We start from the raw sequence: 22,537 nt of genomic DNA on the forward strand, positions 1-22,537 counted from the left end.
ATGCTCTACAGTTACTCCATTGACTTTAATGATATCTTCCCTACAAATATGTACTACATCGTAGCATTGACCATCTTTTCACGATTGACATTATTCCTTCAAAAAAAGAGGCCTGCGATTGTCCAACTCCGTCTCGCAAACAAAAAATCTCGGCTCACTGCTTGCGATAACAACGTGTGGTCTCATAACAGGGCTGCTTCAAGTCGTACTCTCGAGCTCATATGCAGCACTTATCTACAGCGGGCCGCTGAGCCCTTTTTTGAGCCAGGGTATAGGCTTTGCCCTGGCAGGTGCCATTGCTATCGCCACAATAATTGCTCTTTTTGCAACTCTGCCTGGAACAATTGGAAGTAATCAGGATGTCTCTGTGGCAATATTCACCATTATTTCCACCTCAATTATTTCAACAATGCCCGGAGGGGCCTCCTCTGAGAGTATGTTCTGTACTGTCATTACAGCCATTGCCCTGACGGTTTTGCTGACTGGACTCTTCTTTTTGGCCCTGAGCTCCTTTCGCCTGGGCGGCTTGATACGCTATTTTCCCTATCCGGTGGTTGGGGGGTTTTTAGCTGGTGCCGGCTGGTTACTGTTTAAAGGAGGATTTACTCTGACCACCGGCACATGTTCCCTGGGTGAACTGCTTGAACCCTATTTCCTGGGTCGCTGGTTTCCAGGCGTCATGTTTGCCTTGATACTGCTGATCATAGTCAAACGCTTTCAAAGCCCCTTTACCTTGCCGTTCTTCATAATCATCGGCCTCATACTGTTCTACGGAAACGCCTGGATCTCAGGACTCACGCCTGAGAAGTTAAGCGCGAACGGCTGGTTGCTTGGCCCATTTAACAACCAGGTATCCTGGCAACCACTTACCCTGTCACAATTTTCCCTTGTGGACTGGTCCATTATCGCAGGGCAGGCCGCAAACATGGCAACAGTTATAACTGTCGGCTCCATAGCCCTTTTACTCAACGCCAGTGCCTTTGAGCTTGAAGTGAAACAGGATGTTGATCTCAACAAAGAGCTGCGTTTGGCTGGAATTGCCAATTTATTTTCCTGTCTTTCTCCTGGATTTGTTGGCTTTCGTCAACTGGGATTGTCCGTATTGAATTACAGGATGCAGGCACAAAGTCGAATGGTCGGTCTAATAGGTGTTACGGTTATTGGTCTTGCATTATTTTTTGGCACATCTGTTATCTCCTATTTTCCTAAGGTTATCATGGGTGGCATGATCATGTATCTGGGTCTCACCTTTCTTTACGAATGGGCCTATGAAACCTTTTTTACCCTGCCAACCATTGACTTTTTCATTATCTGGCTCGTTCTCCTGGTCATCGCAACAGCGGGATTTATGCCCGGTGTTGGCATCGGTCTTTTGGCGGCGGTCATCATGTTTATTGTCAGCTATAGTCGGACAGAAGTTGTTCGCCATGAATTGACAGGAAAAACCTTTCAAAGCCTGGAGCCACGTCGCCACGACCAGCGTCAGCTCCTGGATATCCATGGGGAGAGCATTTACATTCTACAGCTTCAAGGGTTTATATTTTTCGGTACGGCCTACCGACTATTTAATCGAATTAAAAAAAGGCTGACAAACACGACAACAGAGCGCTTAGAGTTTGTCGTTCTCGACTTTCAGAGAGTCGCAATTTTAGACTCAACAGGCATGCTGAGTTTTCGTAAATTACTGAACCTCATGATGGTACATAAAACCCATCTCATAATTGCTGGTTCTTCGCCTCAAATTACCCGACAACTTCTCAAAGGTGGCCTTTTCTCCTCCCACAGTTACATCCATTATTTTAAACATTTAAATGATGCTATGGAATGGGGGGAAGACCAGATCCTGCACAGATCTGATGGACTCAAAAGTCGACCGCTTACGATAAGGCAACAGCTTGCCAACACCCTGCCCGACTCCTGCGACATTGGCCCCCTGCTGCCATATATGGAGAGATTGGAAGTAGCCCCAGGCCATGTACTCATGTGTGAAGGGGCGCCTGCAAATGACTTTTTTTTTATAGAATCAGGAAAAGTCATTTGCAGAGCAAACACGCCAACAGAGGAGACAGCGTCGACATTTCACCTCGAAACCATGAAAAACGGTCGAGTCGTAGGCGACATCAGTTTCTATCTGGGGCACTGTCGAAGCTCTGAAGTAATTGCAGCTGTTCCTTCAGTTATCTACAGAATATCAAATGAAAAGATTCAGCAACTGGAGAAAGAAAATCCGGCGGCCTCTGCCCTGCTCCATAAGATTATGGTTCGCCTGCTTGCTGAAAGAGTTTCGCAACTGGTAAAAACGGTAAATGCCCTGCAGCAATAGAGAAAAGAGGCGACTCTTTTTATCCAAACAAAGAACTGATCGTACATTGACGAAGAGTGGCAATTTGTTATACAAGTAACAGATATATGATTTCAACAAGATAGACCTTTACTCCCTCGTCAACCATTATGGCAAGCACCGCTGTTACTGTTCATTTTCAATCTCAAACCATCGCTGCAACAGTGAACGGCGTGGCTTGCGAACTTGTCATCCCTGAACTGATGGTAAAAAATCAACCCCTTATCAGTTTTCAGTCAGATCAGTTACCTGCGGGCATTACCTTACAGCCGGGCAAACACACCTCCCTTTCCGAGAATGGTACATCACTCATCGCGGATATCTCAGGCTATCCGAGTCTCAGTCAAACCAGCAAAGATCAGATCACTGTATACAGAGTCGATGTCACCCCTATCATTGAAATCTCTGCCGATCAGATGCTGGCAAGCCTTACCCTGCTTCCCGCTCCGACGGGTTGCACCCTCCCTGATTTTTCTGATATTCTGACATTCTGCAGAGAACATGATATCAACTCCGGCATAGACGAACAGACAATCCGAGAGACCATCGAACAAGTCCGCCAGTTCCAACAGCCACAGGAACACATTCCCATTGCAAGAGGTTTGCTGCCCCTTGGTGGAGATGATGCCTATCTCCGTTTTGAGGTAGAAATTGGACCGCTCCCCGGGAAAATCCTCCAGGACGGTTCCATCGACTGGCGGGAAAGAAAAATGTTTATCGGCATTGATAAAGACGAACTCATTGCAACGAAAGTTCCTCTTACCCAAGGTACACCCGGAAGGGATATTCATGGTCAGCCCTTACCACAAAAACCGGGTAAAGACATTAAGGTCAGAGCCTCCGGTGATGTTCACTATATTGAGGAGAACGGACAGTTGCTTGCCACCTGCGCAGGGGCTCTGTCCATTGTCAATGAAACCGATGTCAAGGTAAGTGCAAAACAGACGATCGCCGGCGATGTCGATTTTTCGGTCGGCAATATTGAATCAAATGACGGTCTTGAGATCAAGGGCGATGTCAAACCGGGGTTTACCGTACTCTGCAAGGGTGATCTGTTGGTCGGCGGCAATATCAACGGGGCAGCAGTTACGACCAAGGGTAACACCAAAATTACAGGCGGCCTGATTGGAGAAAATGCCAGGCTCACCACAGAAGGTGATGTGGAGGTATCTTTTATCGAACGGGGCCGCATCGCAGGAGGAGGCACCGTTATCATAGGAAAAGGTGCCTACTACGCCAGTATCAGTTCCTGCAAGATGCTGCTCAGCAGACCTGACTCCAAAATTGTAGGCGGAAGATTGATCTGTGGAGATAATTTTATTGGGGACTCTGTTGGAACCGGTAATGCGACACCTGCCATTATTTTTGCAGGCATAGACCCCTCAAGGCTTGAGCTTTTGCATAGACTACAAACTGAAGCAATAAAATTGCAAGATGAGCTGGAAAGCCTCCTGAACATGCATGGCAAAGAATATGCTGAGTCGCTCATATACAAGGCAAAAGATGCAATTGTACGAAAACGTCAGGGTAACCTGAAAAAACTCAACCTCATTAAAGACAGCCCCCTCTATTCGAAATTTGACCCTGGTTTCAATTATACAGAGGCTTTTATAGCCGTTCGGGGTAGAATATTTTCAGGAACCAAACTGCGTATCGGCAACATCAGCACTACCCTTGAAGAAGATGCCGCCGCTATACGTTTTCATGTGGATCGCTCTACCGGACACATTGTTGCCACCCCATATACCGGGAGGAAAAGTACATGTTCGTAAAATTTTGGATGCACACTGAGGTAATAACCGTTCAACCGGAAGACACCATCCGTGAGGCCTGCTCCCTGATGGAGGGACACCGCATTCGTAGAATCCCTGTAATCGATTCGGAGCGTAGACTTCTTGGTATCATCAGTAAAGAAGACATAAAAAAAGCCCTGCCTTCAGTCGTTGACGCAAGCCTCGATGACACCACAAGAGCGCTTGCCAACCAGGTCAAAGTTGCTGCCTTTATGACCCGAACGCCCATCACTGTTCAGCCCACTGACACCCTGGAAAAGATAGCAACACTCATGCTCAAGAATAAAATCGGCGGCATTCCTGTTATTGAAAATGACCTTCTGACAGGTATTATTACAGAGTCGGATATCTTCAGAGCCTTTACCCAAATACTTGGCAGTGACAATAAAGACATCAGGATCGAACTGTGTCTTAGTCGTGACAACAGCGCACTGTACAACATGTTTGAGCTGCTTAACGCCTATGACGCACAGATCAACAATATCGCCATCTGCAATAATCACAGCCACCAGACAAGGAGTATTACTCTTCGCATAACGAGCAATCAATCACAGGCAATCGTCGATGAGCTGTGGAAAATGGGCTGCAAGATCAGCAGCATCATCACAGACAACTAACCCATACATTGCTGAGCAGATGTGCTGTCTCCGACTTGCAGTTCAGAGACAGTAAGAAATTGGTTATCTGTTTTACAGGCAAACGACATACAACACTTCCAAAAATCCCTATGAGGTCTGCCATGCCACAGAACTGGAATGTAGGAACGTTACTGAGTATTTCAAGCGGATACTGGCGGGGCTGCACACTGCAGGCGGCGGTGCGGCTGCGTATTTTTTCGCTTATTGGTCAGGAAAAAGCGGCCGCAACCGAGATCGCAGAAAAGGCCTCCACCGACAGCAGAGCCACCGGTCTTCTACTTGATGCCCTCACGGCAATGGGACTTCTTGAAAAAGAGCAGGAACATTATGCAAACACTCCCTTTACATCAACCTATCTCCTCGAAGATTCCAAACAATACATGGGGCACATCATTCTCCACCACCATCACCTGCTGGATGGATGGGCGCAATTAGACAAAGCAGTCTGCACAGGAAAAAAGGTAGAAAGGCGCTCCTACGGGGCCAGCGCCGAGAGAGAAAGTTTTCTGCTGGGCATGTTTAACCTGGCAGCGGGGATTGCCCCCCAGATAGCAGAAAATATTGATTTAAACGGACGCAGACGGTTGCTGGATCTTGGCGGTGGGCCCGGCACCTATTCCATACAATTCTGCCTGAAAAACCCTGATCTGCGAGCAGTTATCTTTGATCGCCCAACAACGGAGCCCATCGCACAAAAAGTGGTGGCGTCTTTTCAACTTGAGGATCGCATCTCCTTTGAACCCGGAGATTTTACCATTTCTCCCTTTCCGGCACCCTTGTTCGATGTTGCCTGGCTTTCCCATATCCTCCACAGCAACTCCTACAAACAGTGCGAACAATGCATTCAGAAAACCGTAGACTCGCTTGAACCCGGCGGCCTCATCCTGATCCATGATTTTATTCTGACAGCAGAGAAAGACGGGCCGGAATTTCCCGCACTCTTTGCCTTGAACATGCTCGTTGGCACTGAAAGGGGCAGATCATATTCCGTACAGGAAATTACCCGTATGATGGAAAAAGCAGGAATCACGCAGATCCGGCACCATACTCTCAGAACGCCAAATGACTCATCGATACTCTCGGGTATCAAATCTAAATAACAAACAGAGGCAAAAAAGATATGATTTTTGATACCTTGGAAAATGCGCAAAAGTATGAATCACTGCATAAAAATTTCTCTCAGGCCTTTCAATTCTTGCAACAACCCGGTCTCAGTGAGCTTGCAGAAGGCAAGTATCCAATCGATGGTGATGCCGTTTTTGCCATTGTCGCCAAAGATCAGGGCCGAAGCAAAGAGAGTGCCCAGATTGAGGCCCACAATAAATATATCGATATTCAGCTGGTCCTGAGTGGAACGGACGAGATGGGCTGGCGCAGCAGAGCGACCTGTATGGATGCTGTTGCCCCATATGATCCTGAAGCCGACATACAGTTTTTTACCGACCCTCCAACGACGTGGTTTGTGACTCAACCAGGTCAGTTTGCCATTTTTTTTCCAGAGGATGCTCATCTTCCTCTTATCGCGAAAGATATAATCCACAAGGTGGTTATGAAGATTGCGATATAATAGACGCCCCTTCTGTTTCTCTGTACATTTCTTTGCTCCATACAAATGCATGGGCTGAAAAGAATTCTCCAATATTTTCAGTATCTCCATGCATTTTAAAATTTGCAATCCTTTCACTTTTTATGGTGTAATACAACAACGGTCCCGCAACTGTGCACAAGGTTGTGCCTTACTCAAGGCTGCCTTGTTTACATCCATTGAAAATGAAGATTTACAAGGCATTGAGGAGTGCAAAGTGTATGCAAAGCAAAGATGTCGAGACACAACGTTCAGGGTTCAGGATTGTTTATCAGATTTTAGTTACAATGTGTATTGTAGCACTCATTCCGATTGGCGGGCTTTGGTATAACTCTGTGTACCTCGCCAAGCAAAACTGGGAGGAGGCTGTTTTTAGTGGTCTTGCTTCCAGCGCTGGGAGCATCAGCCAGAGCGTTGACAACTGGACCGCGGCCAACCTTCGCATGCTCGAACAAAACAGCCAGACCCCCGCCCTGCTCTCCATGGATGCGGATGAGCAAAATCCAGTCCTTACAAGTATCAGTAATCAATACAGCTGGGTCTACCTCGCCTTTACTATCCTGCCCGATGGGCAGAATCTTGGACGAAGCGATGGGCAAGCAACGAGGTTTTACGGAGACCGGGACTACTTCAAACAGGTTATGGACGGCAAAGCGCTTGGCCAAGAGGTGCTTCTTGGCAAAACCTCGAATAAACCCGCCTTCATCCTCGCAAAGCCTATCAAAAAGAGTGGCTCAGAAATACTGGGGGTGATTGCAGTCGCCATGACCCTCGAAGATGTCTCACAGATAGTGACCAAAACGAAACTGGGTTCAACCGGTTTCGCAACACTTCTGGATGAACAGAACCGACTGATCGCAAGTGGCGATACCAATATTTCCTTTAACCTGCAAAATTTCAGTGATCATCCCGCCTTGACTCAATTCAGAGCATCTCCAACAGGATCATATCTCTTTGAAGACAAAGGCAAGCGCTTCGTTGCACACACCAAAAAGACAGAACAGGGCTGGACTCTCATCCTACAACAAGATTACGATGAAGCCTTTGCCGCAGCAAACAGCGCCCAGAAGAATGCATTGATTCTGCTGGCAGCAACCCTTCTTGCGGTCATCGTTATTGCATACCTGCTTGCCTCACGCCTCAGTTCTCCCCTGCAGAACCTGACTAAGATCGCCGATGAAATCAGCCGCGGCAACCTCGAGGCAAACATCCGCGAGACACATCGAAATGATGAAATAGGTGCACTGGCAAGGGCAATTGAAAGGATGGGTGTCAGTCTGCAAATGGCATTTGCCAGATTACGAAAAGGGAGAGAATAATGAGCCAGGACTATATTCCTTTTCCCGAGCTGGTGGATAAAATCAGCAGTTTTTGTTCAAAAAAAGAGACCGGCCTACTGTTTATTGCAACAAAAGCGAACCGCAGTGCTCAAATTGTTATTGAAAACGGGAAGATCGTTTTTGTCTATTTTTATAATAAGCAGGGCCAGGAAGCTCTGGATCTCATGCTTACCATCAAGGCGGGCCGCTATAAGTTTCAGAAAAATGCAACCTCACCTCGGCGCAGTCCCCTCCCCTCAACGGAGAAGATTCTGGACCATCTCAGCGGAGGCCGTCTGGCGGCGGTGAAAGTTGCCGGCGGCTTAAGCAGTGAACAGAAACAGTTTCTCGAAGCGGCCCTGGCTGGGTATATCGGACCGATGGCCGCTATAATCTGTGAAGAACATCTTGATTTTGTACCTGACATGGCAGCAGCAGTTGATGCCCTTGCCTCGGAAATTCCATCCGAAGAACAGGCCAAAAAATTTCGCGCTCAGATTGCTGCCACTATGAATTAACCCTTGAACTATTTCACGAGTCTGCTGACTCCATTATCGAGGTGGCAAGGGTGCAGCTGTCGTACATTGCTGCATACCCTTGATAGCCAAGAGGTTATGTGGGTTTGATTAAAGGTTATTGGTAATTATTCATACTCATCTTCTTCATCAAATTCAGGATATTGAGAAGGAGATTCACCTTTTTTCTGAGTTAAAATGGGATATTTTTTCTTAGGGAAAATATCTAAAATTTTTTCAAGAGTAATTTCATGGAACCACTCATCTCCAAAATCAAAAAGATATTCGAATTTTGTTTTTTCTTGTAACAACAAATCACAAATTTTGGTTTTTGTGGCATCTTGGATTTGTTTATGTTTCCACCCAAAATCATCCTCGAGCATAAATGGATGGGTAAATTCTGGTGCTTCTGAGAATCGTTTTCTACTTTTACTTCCAGGCTTCGTTAAATAGAAAGAGTACATATGCGGGTCATATCTATCAAATGCTTGGAAAATACTTTCATGTAATTGATCAAGAGATTGATCTCCACGTATTTCTATACGACGCCAAATTTTCTTATCATGCGACAAAGAAACTTTGAAAACAAATAATTGGGGTTTTGTCATCTTTTTGTACCTTTAAGACTCTATAAATAATTCTGTGTATCTCCCTTGCCTTAGATCTTAGAGAAGCGGTTTTCATATTTAATGAAGAACCTCTTCATTTCAGTTTTCCAGGTTCGCAAAGGCATGGTCTACCGCCCGGAAACCCACGGAATTGCAACAAAAACAACTTTTTACGCCGACATGTCGTTGAGAAAGATGCGTCAGCTTGTAATTGCCTTTCGTATCACACACTTATTAGCAAAGGTAATTGATTGTAATCATTTATACAATTTAATTTACAGACTTATACCACATCGAAAAATGTGCAGTTTTCATGAGCGGGAAACTTTTAATAGTAATTCACCCATAAGCCCTGACACAACCCATTCCTCAGCAATTTTTCCATTTTCAAAGCGGGTCACAACCAGATCAACCCATCTCACCTTTTTCCCTGAAGGAGGTATACCCTGCATCTCTCCTTCGTGCCTACCTTTAAATGCGCGTTGCCAGACTATAGTATTAACATCCTGCGTTAAAAACTTGATATCTACGATACTTATATTGGGAATAGCTGTACGAAGCTGCACCGCAAATTTTTTACAAAGGATTGACCACCAAACTCTTTGTCTCCTGCATGGACTATGTAATCATCGGCAAAGGTTGCTTCTATGATACCTAGGTTACCTTTCCCGATAAGCTCATCAAAAGCACACTTAATTTGTTCTTCTCTGTTTTTAATCATTGCAGTCATCACGAGTCCGTTTATCTGGATTATATGGTTTCAGAGATATTGAAAGATTTAATCTTGAGCCTTTTTACTACTGCATATATTTAATATTATTCTCAAAACTGTTCCGCCACAGCCTGCACAGCGAGGTGAGCTGTCAACTCCCGCCCTTGTTGTGACCTGTGAATGAGGATCGGCCTAAGGGCGCTTATCTCGTCAAATCATTGATCAGAATCTGCAGCTCCGGCTTGACCTTTGCAGGGGAGGTTCTGTATACCCGGAGCTTGTTGCAGTGATTGAACTGCAGAAATGCTTCCAATTCTTTACGCAGGGCAAGGAACAAGGCATCGGTTTTCAAGACCGTGGGTTCCAGTGCGAGATGATGAATATGCAGCAGTGATTCATTCCTCTCGGCCCTGCAGTCCATTCGAGCGACCAGTTTCCCATCCCACAATATGGGTAGAGAGAAGTAGCCGTATCGGCGTCTGGACCTAGGGACATAGCACTCAATGAGATAGTCAAATCCGAACAGCGCCTTCATGCGCCTGCGCTGAATGACAAGATTGTCGAATGGCGAGAGTATTTTCAGTTTGCTGCGGGCCAACGGTTTATTTAACAGCTCCAAGGAGGCTGGCAAAGTATAGTAGATCTCACCGGCGGCACGAACCTGTCGCAGTTCTCCGGTAGAAACCATGTCCTCCAAGGTTGCAGAAACAAGCGGTCTTGTGCCGTATAGTAAATAGGCGACTTCGGCAGACTGCCCCAATCCGTTTGCGCGCAGATATCGTATAATAAGAAATCGGGCGTATTCCTCGGGATCAGGCAGGGTGGTGTCGGTACCTTCTGGTAATACCCGTTCGGTGAGGTCATAAACCTTGTGAAATTTAACGCGGTACGGCACCATGAGCTCTCCCTGCATAAACAGATATTCCAGAGCGCGTTTGGCGGGCTTGGTTTTCCATTCACCGATCTTTTTACCGGTATACTCAAAATCCTTGGCCATCAAAGGGCCTTCTGCGGCAATGCGGTTCAGTACAAATTTCATCATCTGCTCATCCCGGTCATACCAGTGGCTCTGTTCACCACTTGCAAGGGCATGTTTGCGAGGCAGGCTGAAACGGTAGTCACGAAGGGGCAGGTATGCAGCCGCATGAGACCAGTATTCAAAAATCAGTTTGTCCAAAAGCAGCTGATCGAGATGGGCAGCTTTGTAACGAGGATTCCGACTCCACAGGGTATGGTGATGGGCGCGCTGAATGACGGAGATGGTATCGATCTGGATATAGCCAAGGTGTTCAATCGCCGATAGCGTGGCTGCAGTTGCGCTACCGGCTTGATTCTTCGGCGGTATCCTCTGCGATAGCAGGACCAGTTTTCTGGCTTGCTGAATAGAAAGTGATTCTTTCATAGGCCTGCATTCTCCAATGGACTTCCTGCTGATTGATCTTCGATACTTCATCAATCAAATTTTGCTTGCAGAGAACCTGAAGATTGCAGGCCCCGTTTGGCTATACGCTATTTCATTGAGTGTAAACCGAACATATTTCCCTCCGTGTCTATCGCCAGGGATATAAATCCGTATTCACCAATTGACATCTTGAGTTGCTGAATTTGTCCTCCGTTATTTGCAACGCGCGACTCTTCAATGGAACAATCATCACAGGCAAAGTAAACAAGCGTGCTATTCCCACCAGAGGAGAAGCCATCCATTTTTACCAGCGCGCCAGAAGCGCCATACTCTTCCATGTTAGACGGGAATGCCCACATCTCGATATTAGAGCCATTAGGGACATCTAATTTTTCTAGCTGAACACCAAGGACAGACTCATAGAATTTCTTGGCTCTAGCCAGGTCAGTTACATAAATTTCAAACCAAGCGACTGGATTTTTAGTCATGACATGTTTCCTCCTGAAAGAGGGTAAATTGAACACTTATCTAACTTGTATATATCGCAAAGTCTTTCGAGCGCTCTCTTATCCCAGATATTTCATATTCAACACTTTCAGCATTGAATATTTTAATGTTGCGTGACCAGGGATGTATAGAAACTCCCCTCCGCTATTCAAAATAAGTGAACTTATCGGATTTAAGCCAGGGCATTTAAAAAAACGATTTACCCCCCGGGAGAGGGGTTCTTCTTTGCAAGATTCCCGAACAACTGTTCAGGTTGTAGGAATTGCTTGCTTTTGATCTCTCTGTCTTTTTCACGATTGCCCACTTATAACCAAAAGATAGGCATGTTGGTTTGTGAACACAAATCATTACACCACAATTGGGACAATCCATTTTAGTTTTTCATTGCGCATGGTGAAATCAGATTTGCAGGAATTGCTGTTGCAATTTTCCGGCGTGTCTTGTCATGACCTGTATGTTGAGATGAGTGCCAGCCGAAGCGCAGAGCTCTTCTGCAAGGTGGACGATAAATCGAAGGGCTAATGGACGAGCGATCAGGTAAGGTGGCAGAGCAAGGCAACTGGCAAGTCGTGAATGAGCATGCTCAACGCTGCGCGCCTGTGGCGCGCCCGCTGGAGAATTTTATTAGAGCTATGTGGGCTTACAGCAAAAGTTATTGTGTGATGGTGGAAAGAAGATCCGGATTGGTGACGAGATTTCTGACCCCATGCGCATGATCTTCGTCGAACACATTGCCTTTACACCACTCACCGACGGTTGCAATGTTGACCTTCACAACTTTAGGACGCACACTCCAGGTTACTTGATATGGCGAGCCGACTTCATTGTAGCCAGGGCCTGTAGTTGAACCCGCGTATTGAACGGGGGTGCCAGCATCGTCTGGAATATTCAATGCCTGTTGTAATTCATTTTTTTGTCCATACTTGGTTAATTCACCGAAGTCACCGGCATTGCTATCATTGACCAAAACGTATACCTGAGTTTCTACACGTAGTTGTGGGTTTTTATTCGAGTCGTTGAAACAGGAACCCAAAGTAGGACCGGGCTGTATCTGCGCGGTTGAATGGACATAGTGTACTTCAATCGTGTCACCAGGATAGAGACTGCCGTGCTCGCTTGGGCATACCTCCTGGTCAAGTGATGCCAGCTCTGCCTTGGTCAGCTGGCCCGAATACTGGTAACCACTCAGATAACCATGACCATCACCATTGCCAGCATACTTGGTAAACTCACCGCCTGCATGTTCAGCATTCTTGTGAAAATGAATATTGCATAGATTCATTTCGGTATATGGCGGTGCGGTGCTGAACGTGATGCTGTTGTTTCCTGCAGCTGAATCAATATCGCGTGGAGATTGCGGACCAAATCCTTTGCCTTTGGTGCGATCTGCAAGGCTCTGGCGCTGTTCAGCGACCACCTGATCGGACACTTGACCGTGATCGCTTGAGTGGGTGCCTTTCGCGTTTACGTTGAATGGCAGTGCTGCTGTTGCTGCGAGTAGAAAAAATACATTGGCCTTCATGGTATCACCCCTTATGTGAGTTGGTGGTTAAAATCAAACGTAATGACATCGTTTGACAATTCGCTCGTCATGCTACTGACCATCACCGCAGGCGACGCGAGCAGACGCAGTGCAGCGGAGACCATTTCCCTGTTAAGATACTGGTTAACCGATTTTTTCTGTAAATTCTTGTTTTCTTTTTTCGCCAATATCATCACAATGTTTATCAGACAACGCACCCTCAAAAGAGTAAAGCTAGTAGCGGACAGGCTAAGATTAAACAGGGTACTTTTTTTTGTCATTTTATACACACCAGCTGGACCAACTTTTTGCAACCTGTCCACAGAAAAAATTCCAACCTCATTTAAACGACCAGCTATCTTTTTAGCGATATTTTTAAATCAGAGAGTTCTCTATTTAATTTCATAACCCTGTTGATATTCCTCCGTTGGCTCTATTGCCTGGACAATATCCAGATAAATGCCATTTGGATCTTTTACACAAAAATGATACTGCCCCCAATCCTCGGAACGAAGTTCAAGAACAATGTTAAGCGAATGTTTCTTTGCCTCAGCATACGCCAGATCCGCATCATCAACCTCAAGACTGAAAATAATTCCATTTCCATCATGGGCTTTCTGAAAGATCTCCGGTTGTGTGGGTTGACCAGGCAGCATAAACCCAACTTGAATACCAGACTCAGATACAAGATGAAGATACCATTCATTTTCGAACGCAACGCTAAAACCAAAGGATATCAAATAGAACGATTTTGCTTCCTCAAGGTTTTCAACAATAAATACTGGAAACGAACTGTTTGGTTTAATCATTTCATTCTCCCTTGTAGGCTTATCGCGTCGCTCAACTGCAGAATGGACGGCAAGTCAGAGACTTAACGGACAAGCTATCAGGTAAAGTGCCCTTTTCCGGAGACGCAGTCTCTGGGAACGTCGAGTTCAATGGCTACCTTGAGCCACTCCACTGGAAAAACTGATTATATTTGTTATTCTGGTTCGTCATTTTTTCTTCTCGGATAACAATGTATTGAGGTTTTCAAAAGGTGTGTGGCATGTTGTTGTTCTCTTGTCCTTATCCGTATTGTGAGTTGGTAACCATTCGGCATCCAAGGCGCGGGAGTGCTCGTTGTCATGACAATACAGACACAATAGCTCCCAGTTACTTCCGTCAGGGGGGTTGTTTTTATAATTATGATCTTTGTGATGGACCGTCAACTCTCTGAGGTTTTTTCCTGTAAAATCACGGCCGCAACTTCCGCAGACCCACGGTAAGATTTTCAATGCTTGATTTCGATAATCAATTTTTTTCATTCCATTTTTTCCTGGCAAAATTATAATATCCCGCTCACTCGCAAGCGCAGCTTGATTGTGGTGTTCATGGTGTCGGGTCCAGTTCCTTGTTCTGGCGCAAGGTGCTAGGATAAGGAACTTGAAGAAGTCAGCACCGCGATTCTCGTAGTCGCTGAGAACCTAATAAATAAGTGACGCCGCGTAGTTTGCGGCGTCCAAGCACGTGTTTTTTTTACGTGCGAACTTAATTGTCTTGTTAGCTGATGGTTTTATCACGTTCTAAAACCCAGCATCGTTCGTTGTTTATGAAGCCAATATGCTCATAATATGAATTAGCGTTCGGGGCGGCTATTAGTATTAATTTACACTTCGGGCCCAGCTGTTCTTGTGTTATTGCTTGTAGCTTCCTGCCTATACCTGTTTTTTGGTGACTCTTGGAAACAGCTAGATCAGAAAGATAACACGCATAGTGAAAGTCAGTAAGCGAACGCGCTATGCCGATAATCTTATTTTCCTGCCAGGCAGAAACAACAAGATTGCTATTACTTAACATGCCTCTAATGCATTCATAATCATCAACAGGTCTTCGTTCTCCGAGTGTTGAGTCTTGTAGTAAACCGAAAAATTGTTCGGTAGTTATAGGTGTATTAATTTTGTATTGAACTTCCATTTTACTTTTCTCCTTGTTCTGCAAGTAATCATACAGAATGATCCACTTGCCTCCAACATATGGCCAGGCTATCAGGTTCACTCCATTTGACTATAATAATTCATAAGAAATTAGCTAAATAGATTGAGCCCATGCTTGCAAGTTGTTCGCAATTCTTTATACATAGCATTTCAAAAAAGATGCTCTAGATGCATGACCTGGGTCTGGGGAGGAGACTCTTAAACTGGTTGCGTCAAAGGAAGTTCGGATGACGTATGCCAATTTCCTTTGTCCAGGAGGTGCGCCGGATCTTGAGATGAAGACACGTCCAGTATGCTACTTTATTGTCCTCCGACAGGATTTAAAATCTACACACCATCAGAGCAGAGGGAATCTAAAGGCACTTTTACCTGAATTACAGTGCCCTCTGTTGGCGTTGACATGATGTGTATCTTGCCGTTCAGGTGGAGCAATCGATCTTCCAGGGAGGAAAGACCAAAGCCGTCTTTAATGCAGCTTGGTTCAAAACCGACACCCTCATCGGCCACTTCCGCAATAAACTGGGCTCTGGTGTGCCGGAGCAGAATTTGTCCATCTGGGGACTGGGCGTGTTTGATGATATTTATCACAAGCTCCCTGATCAAACGATACAGAATCACGCTTTGTTGCTGACCGATTGAGAGTTCTCCTTTGAGTAGATTCGTAAAAACAAGGCGCATGTTGTGACGCTGGTTTACATCCTCAGCCAGCCACTCTAAAGCCGCCTCCAGCCCGAAATCATAGAGCACCGGTGGGCTTATCTGAAAGGTAAGTCCGCGAAGATCTCTGAGGGCTGTATTCAGATTGCTCTTGAGGCCATCCAGTTCCCGTATTTGAGGATAATGTTTTTTTAAAGCCTGCACCTCTTTGACACTGAGAGCAAGTAACTGGGTTACACTGTCGTGAAGATCCTCTGCAATGGCCCGGCGCTCACGTTCTTCGGTGGTGACAAGCTCCCTGGATATTTTCGCCACCTTCTGTTCAATGTTTCGCCTTTCTTGAGCGATAAGTTTTTCCTGAATCGCCATAATGTGCTGAGTACGCTGGCGAATAATCTCATCCCTGGTTAAGATCTGTTCCTGATACTCTGCCTCAATCGCTTCAGCCTCTTCTGTCAGTTTTCGTATCCAGGGAATTGTCAGCATCACTGCTCTGAAAAGCCTGATTGCAAGGCGGGGTTCAAGATAGACGATCTTAAAATCCCAGATGGCCTGTCCAGATCCTCCCTGTTCAAGAGGCCCGGGATCAATACATTCCATTGTAACCTTTACATCCGTTGCACCGGCAAGCCTTGCATAGGAGAAAAAACAGCCCGCGTTCCACTGCATGGTAAATTCTCCCACCTTTATTCCTTGGTGATGAACAATACGTATTTCCACATAGCCTTTTGCCAGACCGCGGACACTGTACTCTTTAGTTCGGTTATATTTAGCGGCTTCTGATGATACTTTCTGGGCCACCCTGTGCACACCAAGAAGAGAAACCCCAAGAGCTGTACGAATGAGAGGTTTGCTTTTATAGATGGTTCTGCCAATCTTATAACCAAGACTCGGATCCGGGATACGCCTGAGGATCGATTCGTGCAGATTGTAGACAAATCTGTGGGAAAACCAATACCTGGCCTGGAGCAGGTGCCGGAGCGTCAGTTTTTCTAACTTGCCATTCTCTAGGTTTTCTACATAGCAATCCATTTCTGCTTCTACCTCACCGAGCAGTTCCTCAATATCGATCTCAGTGTGATATTTCTGCAAATATTGAATTAGCCAGTAGGTGTTTAGCGCAGAAACCTCTTTCGCCATAACTTTACTCCTCAGGCCGACCGTCATTGTATCCCCTCCCCAGATAAAGCGTTTCATTAAAATAGCTTTTCCATATTACCAATACGTTGAAAGAATTCATTATTAAACCCCCACTGAGCGTCCCACCTTCTAAATTTTTAAAAGCCTGCTGGGCTTCATTCTCCGACAATGACCCCAAACCATTTCGTAGGAAATCTACAATATCGAACAATCCGACCATTCTCACAAAACCAACCAACAAAAACACATCATACTGTTTTTATTAGATATAAACAGAGCAAAACATCATGGCACAGCCCTTGCTCTTAACAGGTAGCAGTTAAGATAAACAGATTTCCTAAAGGACTAATGACATGAGCTCTGCAGCCTTACTCAAAAATCGATCAAAACAAATCCACGTCAAAGGCAGTGCCCCTTTTGAGCTGGATTGTAATAAAGAGAGCCTCGCTGGGGCGGTCAGCCAGAGAGCCTGCGTTTTTTGTGGTTCCCGTGTTGTACTCTACCCCATTGCCGACGCCCTCCATCTTGTACATGGCCCTATCGGCTGCGCAGTCTATACCTGGGATATCCGGGGAGCACTCTCCTCCGGCCCTGAGTTACACCGTCTTTCGTTTTCCACCGACCTCCAGGAGATTGATGTCATCTTTGGTGGTGAAAAAAAACTGGCCAAAGCACTCGATGAACTTATTGACCTGCATAAACCCAAAGCGGCCTTTGTCTATTCGACCTGTATCGTCGGCCTCATAGGAGACGACCTTGAAGCAGTCTGCAAGAAAGCTTCGAAAGAAAAAGGGATTCCTGTTCTTCCCGTACAGTCCGAGGGCTTCAAAGGCAATAAGCGGGCAGGATATGAGGCTGCCTGTAACGCAATGTCACGGCTCGTTGGAACAGGTGACACCAGTGGCATCTCGAAGTATTCGATTAATATTCTGGGAGACTTTAACCTCGCAGGGGAGATCTGGCTGATCCGGGAATATTTTGAAAGAATTGGTGTGCAACCCGTGGCAAACATCACAGGAGACGGACGGGTTGCCGATATCCAGCGCTGCCATGGAGCCGCACTCAATGTTGTACAGTGCTCAGGAGCCACCATGGATCTCGCAAACATGCTTGAGAAAAACTACGGTATCCCTTCACTCCGGGTGTCCTATTTCGGCATCGAGGACATGGCCGAAGCACTTTATGCAGTCGCCCGCCATTTTGGTGACCCCGAAATGCTGGACAAAGCCCGCCAGCTGGTAAAAGAAGAGATTCAGGAACTCATGCCTGAACTGGCAAAATACAAAAAGGCCCTGTCTGGCAAAAAAGCGGCGATCTATGTCGGTGGTGCCTTTAAGGCCTTCTCCCTGGTCAAGGCCTTCAGACTCATCGGGATGGATGTCGTCATGGTCGGCTCCCAGACCGGCACAAAAGAAGACTATATCGAGCTCGAAGAAGTAACAGATGAAGGGACCATCATTGTTGACGACTCAAATCCTCTGGAACTTTCCAGTTTCTTAAAAGAAAAAGACGTCGATCTTTTTGTCGGCGGGGTAAAGGAACGCCCTATTGCCTATAAGCTCGGAGTTGCTTTCTGTGATCACAACCATGAAAGAAAAGAGATGCTCGCAGGATTTAAAGGCATGATCAATTTCGCCCGTGAAGTTTATGGCTCTGTCATGAGTCCGGTCTGGCAGTTTGTGCCCCGCAGAAAAGAGGAGAAATAAAATGACAACAATGACAAACTACACGGCAACCACGAACGCCTGCAAACTCTGCAAGCCCCTGGGCGCCTCCCTTGCTTTTAGAGGCATTGAAGATTGTGTACCTTTTCTCCACGGCTCTCAAGGGTGTGCCACCTATATGCGCCGGTACATCATCAGCCATTTCAACGAACCAATTGATATCGCATCCTCTTCTTTGGGGGAAAAAAACGCGATCTACGGGGGAGGTGCAAACCTTAAACTCGGGCTGCAAAATGTTACCACTAAATATACCCCAAAACTCATCGGGGTTGCGACCACCTGTCTGACCGAGACCATCGGCGACGACGTGCCAATGCTGCTCCATGAATATCACAAGGAATTTGGTTCGGAAGACTCCCCACTGGTCGTAAGCGTATCCACTCCCAGCTATGCCGGCACCCATATGGAAGGGTTCACTGCGGCCATTACCGCGGTGGTAGATCAGCTTTCAACGAAAACGGAGCCAAATGGAACGTTTAATATATTCAGCGGGTTTATCTCGACGGCTGACATCAGATATCTGAAAGAGGTCTGCAATGATTTTCAAATCAAGGCAACCCTTATTCCCGACTATTCGGACACCCTGGATGGACCTGCTCTCAACGATTATCCCCTCATCCCTAAAGGTGGCACTCCCCTGGAGGCCATTAAAGCCATGGGCGGCGCCGAAGCCTCAGTTGAACTCGGCTGGACCTTTCCCGAGAATACTGGAGGCAATGTCCTGAAGAAAAAATTCGGTACCGAACTTTATCAGCTCGGTCATCCAATGGGGATTCGGGCAAGCGATGCTTTTTTTGAGCTTCTGGCCGAACTGACAGGCAGGGAAATTCCTGATAAATACACAGCCGCCAGGGGACGCTTAATCGACAGTATGGTGGATGGACATAAATATATCTTCGGAAAACGGGCGGTGGTCTACGGAGAAGAAGATCTCGTCATTGGCATCACCGGATTTCTAGCCGAGATTGGAATCCACCCAATACTCTGCGCCTCCGGGGGAAAAAGTGGCCGGTTTGAAGAAAAAGTCAAAGAGGTACTGGAGGGACTCAATTGTGAACTGCCCCTTGTCAAAGAAGATGTCGATTTTTATGACATTGAGGCCATGGCAAAGGAACTTGGTACTGACATCGTAATCGGCCACTCCAAGGGCTATGCCTTTGCCAGAAGAGAAAACCTGCCCATGGTACGTGTGGGTTTTCCCATCCATGACCGAATTGGTGGCCAACGGATTCTGCACCTCGGCTATCAGGGAGCGCAAAACCTTTTTGACCAGATAACCAATACAATTATTGAAAAGAAACAGAACGACTCATCGGTGGGTTACAGCTACATGTGACAGGCAAACCACATTACTTCTTGAGGATTGATCATGACAACTAGAACAACCAGAGACCTGAAACAACATCCATGCTTTAACGCCGATGCCAAGGGTAAATTCGGCCGTGTACACCTTCCGGTGGCGCCAAAGTGCAATATTAAATGCAATTTTTGCGACCGTAAATACGACTGTGTCAACGAATCACGCCCTGGCGTCACATCCACCCTGCTCTCCCCTGAACAGGCAGGAATCTATATGGACAAGGTTCTCGAGAAAGAGCCCCGCATTACCGTCGCAGGCATCGCAGGTCCTGGAGATCCCTTTGCAAATGGTCCGGAAACCATTGCCACAATGCGCAACATCCGCAAAAACCATCCGGAAACCATCCTTTGTCTCTCCTCAAACGGTATGGGAATAGCTCCCTACATCGACGCTATCGCAGAAATTGAAGTCTCCCATGTGACGATTACCGTTTGTGCTGTTGATCCAGAAATCGGTCAGAAAATTTATGCCTGGGTACAGGACGGCAAGGTAATCTATAAAGGTCTACAGGGAGCAAAGCTGCTTTTATCAAGGCAGGTCGAGGCCATAAAAAAGCTTAAAGAACATGGCATTACCGTTAAGATTAACTGCATTGTCATCCCAGGAATAAACGACCATCACATTGAAGATATTGCCATAAAAATGAAAGAGCTCGGCGCAGACCTTTTTAATGCCATGGCACTTTTCCCCAACGTAAACACGCCTTTTGGTAGTATTGAACAACCAACCAAGGAAAAAATGGAGGAACTCCGGGCAACAGCTGAAAAATATCTGCCACAGATGCGTCACTGCACCAGATGCCGTGCCGATGCGGTCGGACTTTTAGGCGATGACCGAACAGAAGAATTCAGAAGCTGCCTGAGTTCATGTTCCACCATTAAGCCAATGGCTCCGGAAAAACGCGCCTACGTCGCAGTCGCTTCAGAAGAAGGTGTTCTCATCAATCAACACTTAGGTGAATGTAGATCCTTTGAGATCTGGGAACAAAAAGCTGACGGCTATCAGAAGGTTGAAGAGCGCAGGGCACCGGACACCGGAGGTGGGATCAAGCGCTGGCATAAACTTGCTAAGATTCTAGGGGATTGCAGAGCGGTTCTTATCAGCGGGATTGGTGAGACGCCCTATGACATTCTTCTTAAAGCCGGAATACAGCCCGTTGAAGCGGCCGGCTTTATTGAAGAAGGCCTGGAAACAGTTTATGAAAACAAAAAAACCACCATACTCAAAGGACGCCGTGTTCCGTGCTCTGAGGGGAAATGTTCCGGATCCGGAGGAGGATGTGGCTGAGAACTGCCTGTTGTAAGTCTGCACACTTACCAGAAAAGGCAGGAGCCTTGAAAGCTCCTGCCTTTTTAATCAGCGGCTGAAAAATATAATTTCCACTACTTTTTAGCTTGCGAATTTTTCAAGAAAAAACTCGGCCGCTTATTGTCCTTTAATGCTCTTTTTGCCTAAATAGCCAACCTTATCCCCAAGCTCTTCTTCAATGCGCAGAAGCTGATTATATTTAGCGACCCGGTCAGAGCGGCAGAGAGAACCGGTTTTGATCTGACCTGCTGCTGTACCAACCGCCAAGTCAGAAATCGTCACATCTTCGGTCTCGCCACTTCTGTGTGATATAACCGCAGTATAACCAGCATCCTTGGCCATGCGAATCGCCTCGAGGGTCTCTGTCAGTGAGCCAATCTGGTTAAACTTAATGAGGATGGAGTTGGCAATAGAGTTGTCGATACCACGCTTGAGGATCTTGGTGTTTGTCACAAAGAGGTCGTCGCCGACCAGCTGAATACGTGAGCCAATTTTTTTGGTCAGACTTGCCCAACCATCCCAATCGCTTTCATCAAGACCATCTTCAATGGAAATAATAGGATATTTTTGGCTGAGTGCAGCCAGATAATCGCCAAAACCCTCAGAATCAAAGACCTTGCCTTCGCCTTTGAGGTTGTATTTCCCATCAACAAAAAACTCTGATGCCGCGCAATCAAGTGCCAGGGTAATATCTTTACCCATCTTATAACCGGCTGCTTCAACAGCCTGGATGATAACGGTCAGTGCCTCTTCATTGGAAGAGAGATTAGGGGCAAAACCGCCCTCATCACCAACTGCAGTGCTCAGCCCTTTCGCGCTCAGTACTTTTTTTAGATTATGAAAAACCTCAGCTCCCATCCGCAGTCCTTCGCGAAAGTTTTTGGCGCCAACCGGCTGAATCATAAACTCCTGAATGTCTACGTTGTTATCTGCGTGCTCACCGCCATTGATAATATTCATCATGGGAACAGGCATGAGATACTGACCGGGAGTACCATTCAATTCTGAAATGTATTGGTACAGAGGAATCTTTTTATCAAGAGCGGCAGCCTTGGCAACGGCAAGGGAAACAGATAAAATAGCATTTGCTCCAAGGTTTTCCTTGTTCTCAGTGCCATCAAGATCGATCATGATCTTATCAAGACCCTTTTGATCGTACCCATCTTTTCCAATCAGGGCGGGAGCAATTTTATCATTAACCGCAGCCACAGCCTTTAACACGCCTTTGCCAAGGTAACGATCTTTATCACCGTCACGGAGTTCCAGTGCTTCTCTCGATCCAGTTGATGCTCCAGACGGCGCACAGGCCCTTCCCCATGCACCTGACTCTAAATACACATCTGCTTCAACGGTTGGGTTTCCCCGTGAATCCATAACTTCCCGGCCAATAATCTTACTGATCTTTGCCATGACGACTCCTTTCCAGCTAT

At 46.3% G+C, this 22,537-nt stretch carries 22 protein-coding genes; 10 read left to right on the plus strand and 12 right to left on the minus strand.

Going from position 1 to position 22,537, the window contains the following annotated elements:
• The first annotated feature begins 118 nt into the window (after nucleotides 1-118).
• From FCL48_RS13855 to FCL48_RS13885, 7 genes are all read left to right on the plus strand, one after another.
• Entirely contained in the window at nucleotides 119-2,323 is a 2,205-nt protein-coding gene (locus FCL48_RS13855) for a SulP family inorganic anion transporter (RefSeq protein ID WP_136872883.1), read from the plus strand.
• A 128-nt stretch (nucleotides 2,324-2,451) separates the two neighbouring features.
• Nucleotides 2,452-4,113 carry a DUF342 domain-containing protein gene (locus FCL48_RS13860; RefSeq protein WP_136872884.1) on the plus strand — a complete coding sequence of 554 codons (1,662 nt, stop codon included), beginning with the start codon at nucleotides 2,452-2,454 and terminating at the stop codon, nucleotides 4,111-4,113.
• Nucleotides 4,104-4,751: a CBS domain-containing protein gene (locus FCL48_RS13865; protein ID WP_136872885.1), complete on the plus strand. Its 648-nt coding sequence runs from the start codon at nucleotides 4,104-4,106 to the stop codon at nucleotides 4,749-4,751. The genes FCL48_RS13860 and FCL48_RS13865 overlap by 10 nt, the downstream gene beginning before the upstream one ends.
• Before the next feature lie 122 nt (nucleotides 4,752-4,873).
• Nucleotides 4,874-5,872 carry a methyltransferase gene (locus FCL48_RS13870; RefSeq protein WP_136872886.1) on the plus strand — a complete coding sequence of 333 codons (999 nt, stop codon included), beginning with the start codon at nucleotides 4,874-4,876 and terminating at the stop codon, nucleotides 5,870-5,872.
• 20 nt (nucleotides 5,873-5,892) lie between these two features.
• On the plus strand, nucleotides 5,893-6,339 hold the full coding sequence (locus FCL48_RS13875) for a YhcH/YjgK/YiaL family protein (protein WP_136872887.1): 447 nt from the start codon (nucleotides 5,893-5,895) through the stop codon (nucleotides 6,337-6,339).
• Nucleotides 6,340-6,578: 239 nt separating this feature from the next.
• On the plus strand, nucleotides 6,579-7,676 hold the full coding sequence (locus FCL48_RS13880; RefSeq protein ID WP_169309222.1) for a cache and HAMP domain-containing protein: 1,098 nt from the start codon (nucleotides 6,579-6,581) through the stop codon (nucleotides 7,674-7,676).
• Nucleotides 7,676-8,194 carry a DUF4388 domain-containing protein gene (locus FCL48_RS13885; protein ID WP_136872889.1) on the plus strand — a complete coding sequence of 173 codons (519 nt, stop codon included), beginning with the start codon at nucleotides 7,676-7,678 and terminating at the stop codon, nucleotides 8,192-8,194. Before FCL48_RS13880 ends, FCL48_RS13885 begins: the two co-directional genes overlap by 1 nt.
• A 125-nt stretch (nucleotides 8,195-8,319) precedes the next feature.
• Here FCL48_RS13885 and FCL48_RS13890 read toward each other — a convergent pair whose 3' ends face one another.
• From FCL48_RS13890 to FCL48_RS13940, 11 genes are all read right to left on the minus strand, one after another.
• A complete protein-coding gene (locus FCL48_RS13890) occupies nucleotides 8,320-8,799 on the minus strand; it encodes a plasmid pRiA4b ORF-3 family protein (RefSeq protein WP_136872890.1) in 480 nt (159 codons plus the stop codon).
• Nucleotides 8,800-9,110: 311 nt separating this feature from the next.
• Entirely contained in the window at nucleotides 9,111-9,365 is a 255-nt protein-coding gene (locus tag FCL48_RS13895; RefSeq protein ID WP_169309223.1) for an ester cyclase, read from the minus strand.
• Nucleotides 9,335-9,529: a hypothetical protein gene (locus FCL48_RS13900; RefSeq protein ID WP_136872892.1), complete on the minus strand. Its 195-nt coding sequence runs from the start codon at nucleotides 9,527-9,529 to the stop codon at nucleotides 9,335-9,337. Before FCL48_RS13900 ends, FCL48_RS13895 begins: the two co-directional genes overlap by 31 nt.
• A 184-nt stretch (nucleotides 9,530-9,713) precedes the next feature.
• Nucleotides 9,714-10,913: a winged helix-turn-helix domain-containing protein gene (locus FCL48_RS13905; RefSeq protein ID WP_136872893.1), complete on the minus strand. Its 1,200-nt coding sequence runs from the start codon at nucleotides 10,911-10,913 to the stop codon at nucleotides 9,714-9,716.
• 107 nt (nucleotides 10,914-11,020) lie between these two features.
• A complete protein-coding gene (locus FCL48_RS13910) occupies nucleotides 11,021-11,401 on the minus strand; it encodes a VOC family protein (protein ID WP_136872894.1) in 381 nt (126 codons plus the stop codon).
• Between the two features lie 671 nt (nucleotides 11,402-12,072).
• Nucleotides 12,073-12,942 carry a delta-class carbonic anhydrase gene (locus tag FCL48_RS13915; RefSeq protein ID WP_136872895.1) on the minus strand — a complete coding sequence of 290 codons (870 nt, stop codon included), beginning with the start codon at nucleotides 12,940-12,942 and terminating at the stop codon, nucleotides 12,073-12,075.
• A gap of 11 nt (nucleotides 12,943-12,953) precedes the next feature.
• Nucleotides 12,954-13,223 carry a hypothetical protein gene (locus FCL48_RS25210; protein WP_240744847.1) on the minus strand — a complete coding sequence of 90 codons (270 nt, stop codon included), beginning with the start codon at nucleotides 13,221-13,223 and terminating at the stop codon, nucleotides 12,954-12,956.
• 111 nt (nucleotides 13,224-13,334) lie between these two features.
• On the minus strand, nucleotides 13,335-13,751 hold the full coding sequence (locus FCL48_RS13925; RefSeq protein ID WP_136872896.1) for a VOC family protein: 417 nt from the start codon (nucleotides 13,749-13,751) through the stop codon (nucleotides 13,335-13,337).
• A gap of 186 nt (nucleotides 13,752-13,937) precedes the next feature.
• Nucleotides 13,938-14,249 carry a YajD family HNH nuclease gene (locus FCL48_RS13930; RefSeq protein WP_136872897.1) on the minus strand — a complete coding sequence of 104 codons (312 nt, stop codon included), beginning with the start codon at nucleotides 14,247-14,249 and terminating at the stop codon, nucleotides 13,938-13,940.
• A 235-nt stretch (nucleotides 14,250-14,484) separates the two neighbouring features.
• Nucleotides 14,485-14,898, minus strand: coding sequence for a GNAT family N-acetyltransferase (locus tag FCL48_RS13935; RefSeq protein WP_136872898.1), 414 nt, complete (start codon nucleotides 14,896-14,898; stop codon nucleotides 14,485-14,487).
• A 347-nt stretch (nucleotides 14,899-15,245) separates the two neighbouring features.
• Entirely contained in the window at nucleotides 15,246-16,772 is a 1,527-nt protein-coding gene (locus FCL48_RS13940) for a sensor histidine kinase (RefSeq protein WP_136872899.1), read from the minus strand.
• A gap of 296 nt (nucleotides 16,773-17,068) precedes the next feature.
• Here FCL48_RS13940 and nifE point away from each other — a divergent pair, with 296 nt between their 5' ends.
• Genes nifE through nifB form a run of 3 tightly spaced genes read left to right on the plus strand, consistent with a single transcriptional unit; the run spans nucleotide 17,069 to nucleotide 21,086 of the window.
• Nucleotides 17,069-18,421, plus strand: a complete 1,353-nt coding sequence (gene nifE / locus FCL48_RS13945; protein WP_136872900.1) for a nitrogenase iron-molybdenum cofactor biosynthesis protein NifE — start codon at nucleotides 17,069-17,071, stop codon at nucleotides 18,419-18,421.
• A gap of 1 nt (nucleotide 18,422) precedes the next feature.
• Complete coding sequence (locus FCL48_RS13950) at nucleotides 18,423-19,775, plus strand: nitrogenase component 1 (RefSeq protein ID WP_136872901.1); 1,353 nt, start codon at nucleotides 18,423-18,425, stop codon at nucleotides 19,773-19,775.
• Nucleotides 19,776-19,808: 33 nt separating this feature from the next.
• Nucleotides 19,809-21,086: a nitrogenase cofactor biosynthesis protein NifB gene (nifB, locus tag FCL48_RS13955; protein ID WP_136872902.1), complete on the plus strand. Its 1,278-nt coding sequence runs from the start codon at nucleotides 19,809-19,811 to the stop codon at nucleotides 21,084-21,086.
• Nucleotides 21,087-21,224: 138 nt separating this feature from the next.
• Here the strand turns inward: nifB and eno are convergent, their stop codons facing one another.
• On the minus strand, nucleotides 21,225-22,517 hold the full coding sequence (eno, locus tag FCL48_RS13960) for a phosphopyruvate hydratase (RefSeq protein ID WP_136872903.1): 1,293 nt from the start codon (nucleotides 22,515-22,517) through the stop codon (nucleotides 21,225-21,227).
• Nucleotides 22,518-22,537 lie beyond the last annotated feature (20 nt).

The organism is Desulforhopalus sp. IMCC35007 (assembly GCF_005116575.1).
Taxonomy (GTDB): Bacteria; Desulfobacterota; Desulfobulbia; order Desulfobulbales; family Desulfocapsaceae; genus Desulforhopalus_A.

What these genes read in the sequence shown, in the direction of transcription:
- FCL48_RS13860 (WP_136872884.1), top strand. Translation starts at nt 2,452, where the DNA reads ATGGCAAGCACCGCTGTTACTGTTCATTTTCAATCTCAAACCATCGCT.
- FCL48_RS13890 (WP_136872890.1), bottom strand. Translation starts at nt 8,799, where the DNA reads ATGACAAAACCCCAATTATTTGTTTTCAAAGTTTCTTTGTCGCATGAT.
- FCL48_RS13935 (WP_136872898.1), bottom strand. Translation starts at nt 14,898, where the DNA reads ATGGAAGTTCAATACAAAATTAATACACCTATAACTACCGAACAATTT.
- FCL48_RS13885 (WP_136872889.1), top strand. Translation starts at nt 7,676, where the DNA reads ATGAGCCAGGACTATATTCCTTTTCCCGAGCTGGTGGATAAAATCAGC.
- nifE (WP_136872900.1), top strand. Translation starts at nt 17,069, where the DNA reads ATGAGCTCTGCAGCCTTACTCAAAAATCGATCAAAACAAATCCACGTC.
- FCL48_RS13880 (WP_169309222.1), top strand. Translation starts at nt 6,579, where the DNA reads ATGCAAAGCAAAGATGTCGAGACACAACGTTCAGGGTTCAGGATTGTT.
- FCL48_RS13915 (WP_136872895.1), bottom strand. Translation starts at nt 12,942, where the DNA reads ATGAAGGCCAATGTATTTTTTCTACTCGCAGCAACAGCAGCACTGCCA.
- FCL48_RS13900 (WP_136872892.1), bottom strand. Translation starts at nt 9,529, where the DNA reads ATGACTGCAATGATTAAAAACAGAGAAGAACAAATTAAGTGTGCTTTT.
- FCL48_RS13865 (WP_136872885.1), top strand. Translation starts at nt 4,104, where the DNA reads ATGTTCGTAAAATTTTGGATGCACACTGAGGTAATAACCGTTCAACCG.
- FCL48_RS13950 (WP_136872901.1), top strand. Translation starts at nt 18,423, where the DNA reads ATGACAACAATGACAAACTACACGGCAACCACGAACGCCTGCAAACTC.
- FCL48_RS13870 (WP_136872886.1), top strand. Translation starts at nt 4,874, where the DNA reads ATGCCACAGAACTGGAATGTAGGAACGTTACTGAGTATTTCAAGCGGA.
- FCL48_RS13925 (WP_136872896.1), bottom strand. Translation starts at nt 13,751, where the DNA reads ATGATTAAACCAAACAGTTCGTTTCCAGTATTTATTGTTGAAAACCTT.
- eno (WP_136872903.1), bottom strand. Translation starts at nt 22,517, where the DNA reads ATGGCAAAGATCAGTAAGATTATTGGCCGGGAAGTTATGGATTCACGG.
- FCL48_RS13930 (WP_136872897.1), bottom strand. Translation starts at nt 14,249, where the DNA reads ATGAAAAAAATTGATTATCGAAATCAAGCATTGAAAATCTTACCGTGG.
- nifB (WP_136872902.1), top strand. Translation starts at nt 19,809, where the DNA reads ATGACAACTAGAACAACCAGAGACCTGAAACAACATCCATGCTTTAAC.
- FCL48_RS13875 (WP_136872887.1), top strand. Translation starts at nt 5,893, where the DNA reads ATGATTTTTGATACCTTGGAAAATGCGCAAAAGTATGAATCACTGCAT.
- FCL48_RS25210 (WP_240744847.1), bottom strand. Translation starts at nt 13,223, where the DNA reads ATGACAAAAAAAAGTACCCTGTTTAATCTTAGCCTGTCCGCTACTAGC.
- FCL48_RS13910 (WP_136872894.1), bottom strand. Translation starts at nt 11,401, where the DNA reads ATGACTAAAAATCCAGTCGCTTGGTTTGAAATTTATGTAACTGACCTG.
- FCL48_RS13940 (WP_136872899.1), bottom strand. Translation starts at nt 16,772, where the DNA reads ATGAAACGCTTTATCTGGGGAGGGGATACAATGACGGTCGGCCTGAGG.
- FCL48_RS13905 (WP_136872893.1), bottom strand. Translation starts at nt 10,913, where the DNA reads ATGAAAGAATCACTTTCTATTCAGCAAGCCAGAAAACTGGTCCTGCTA.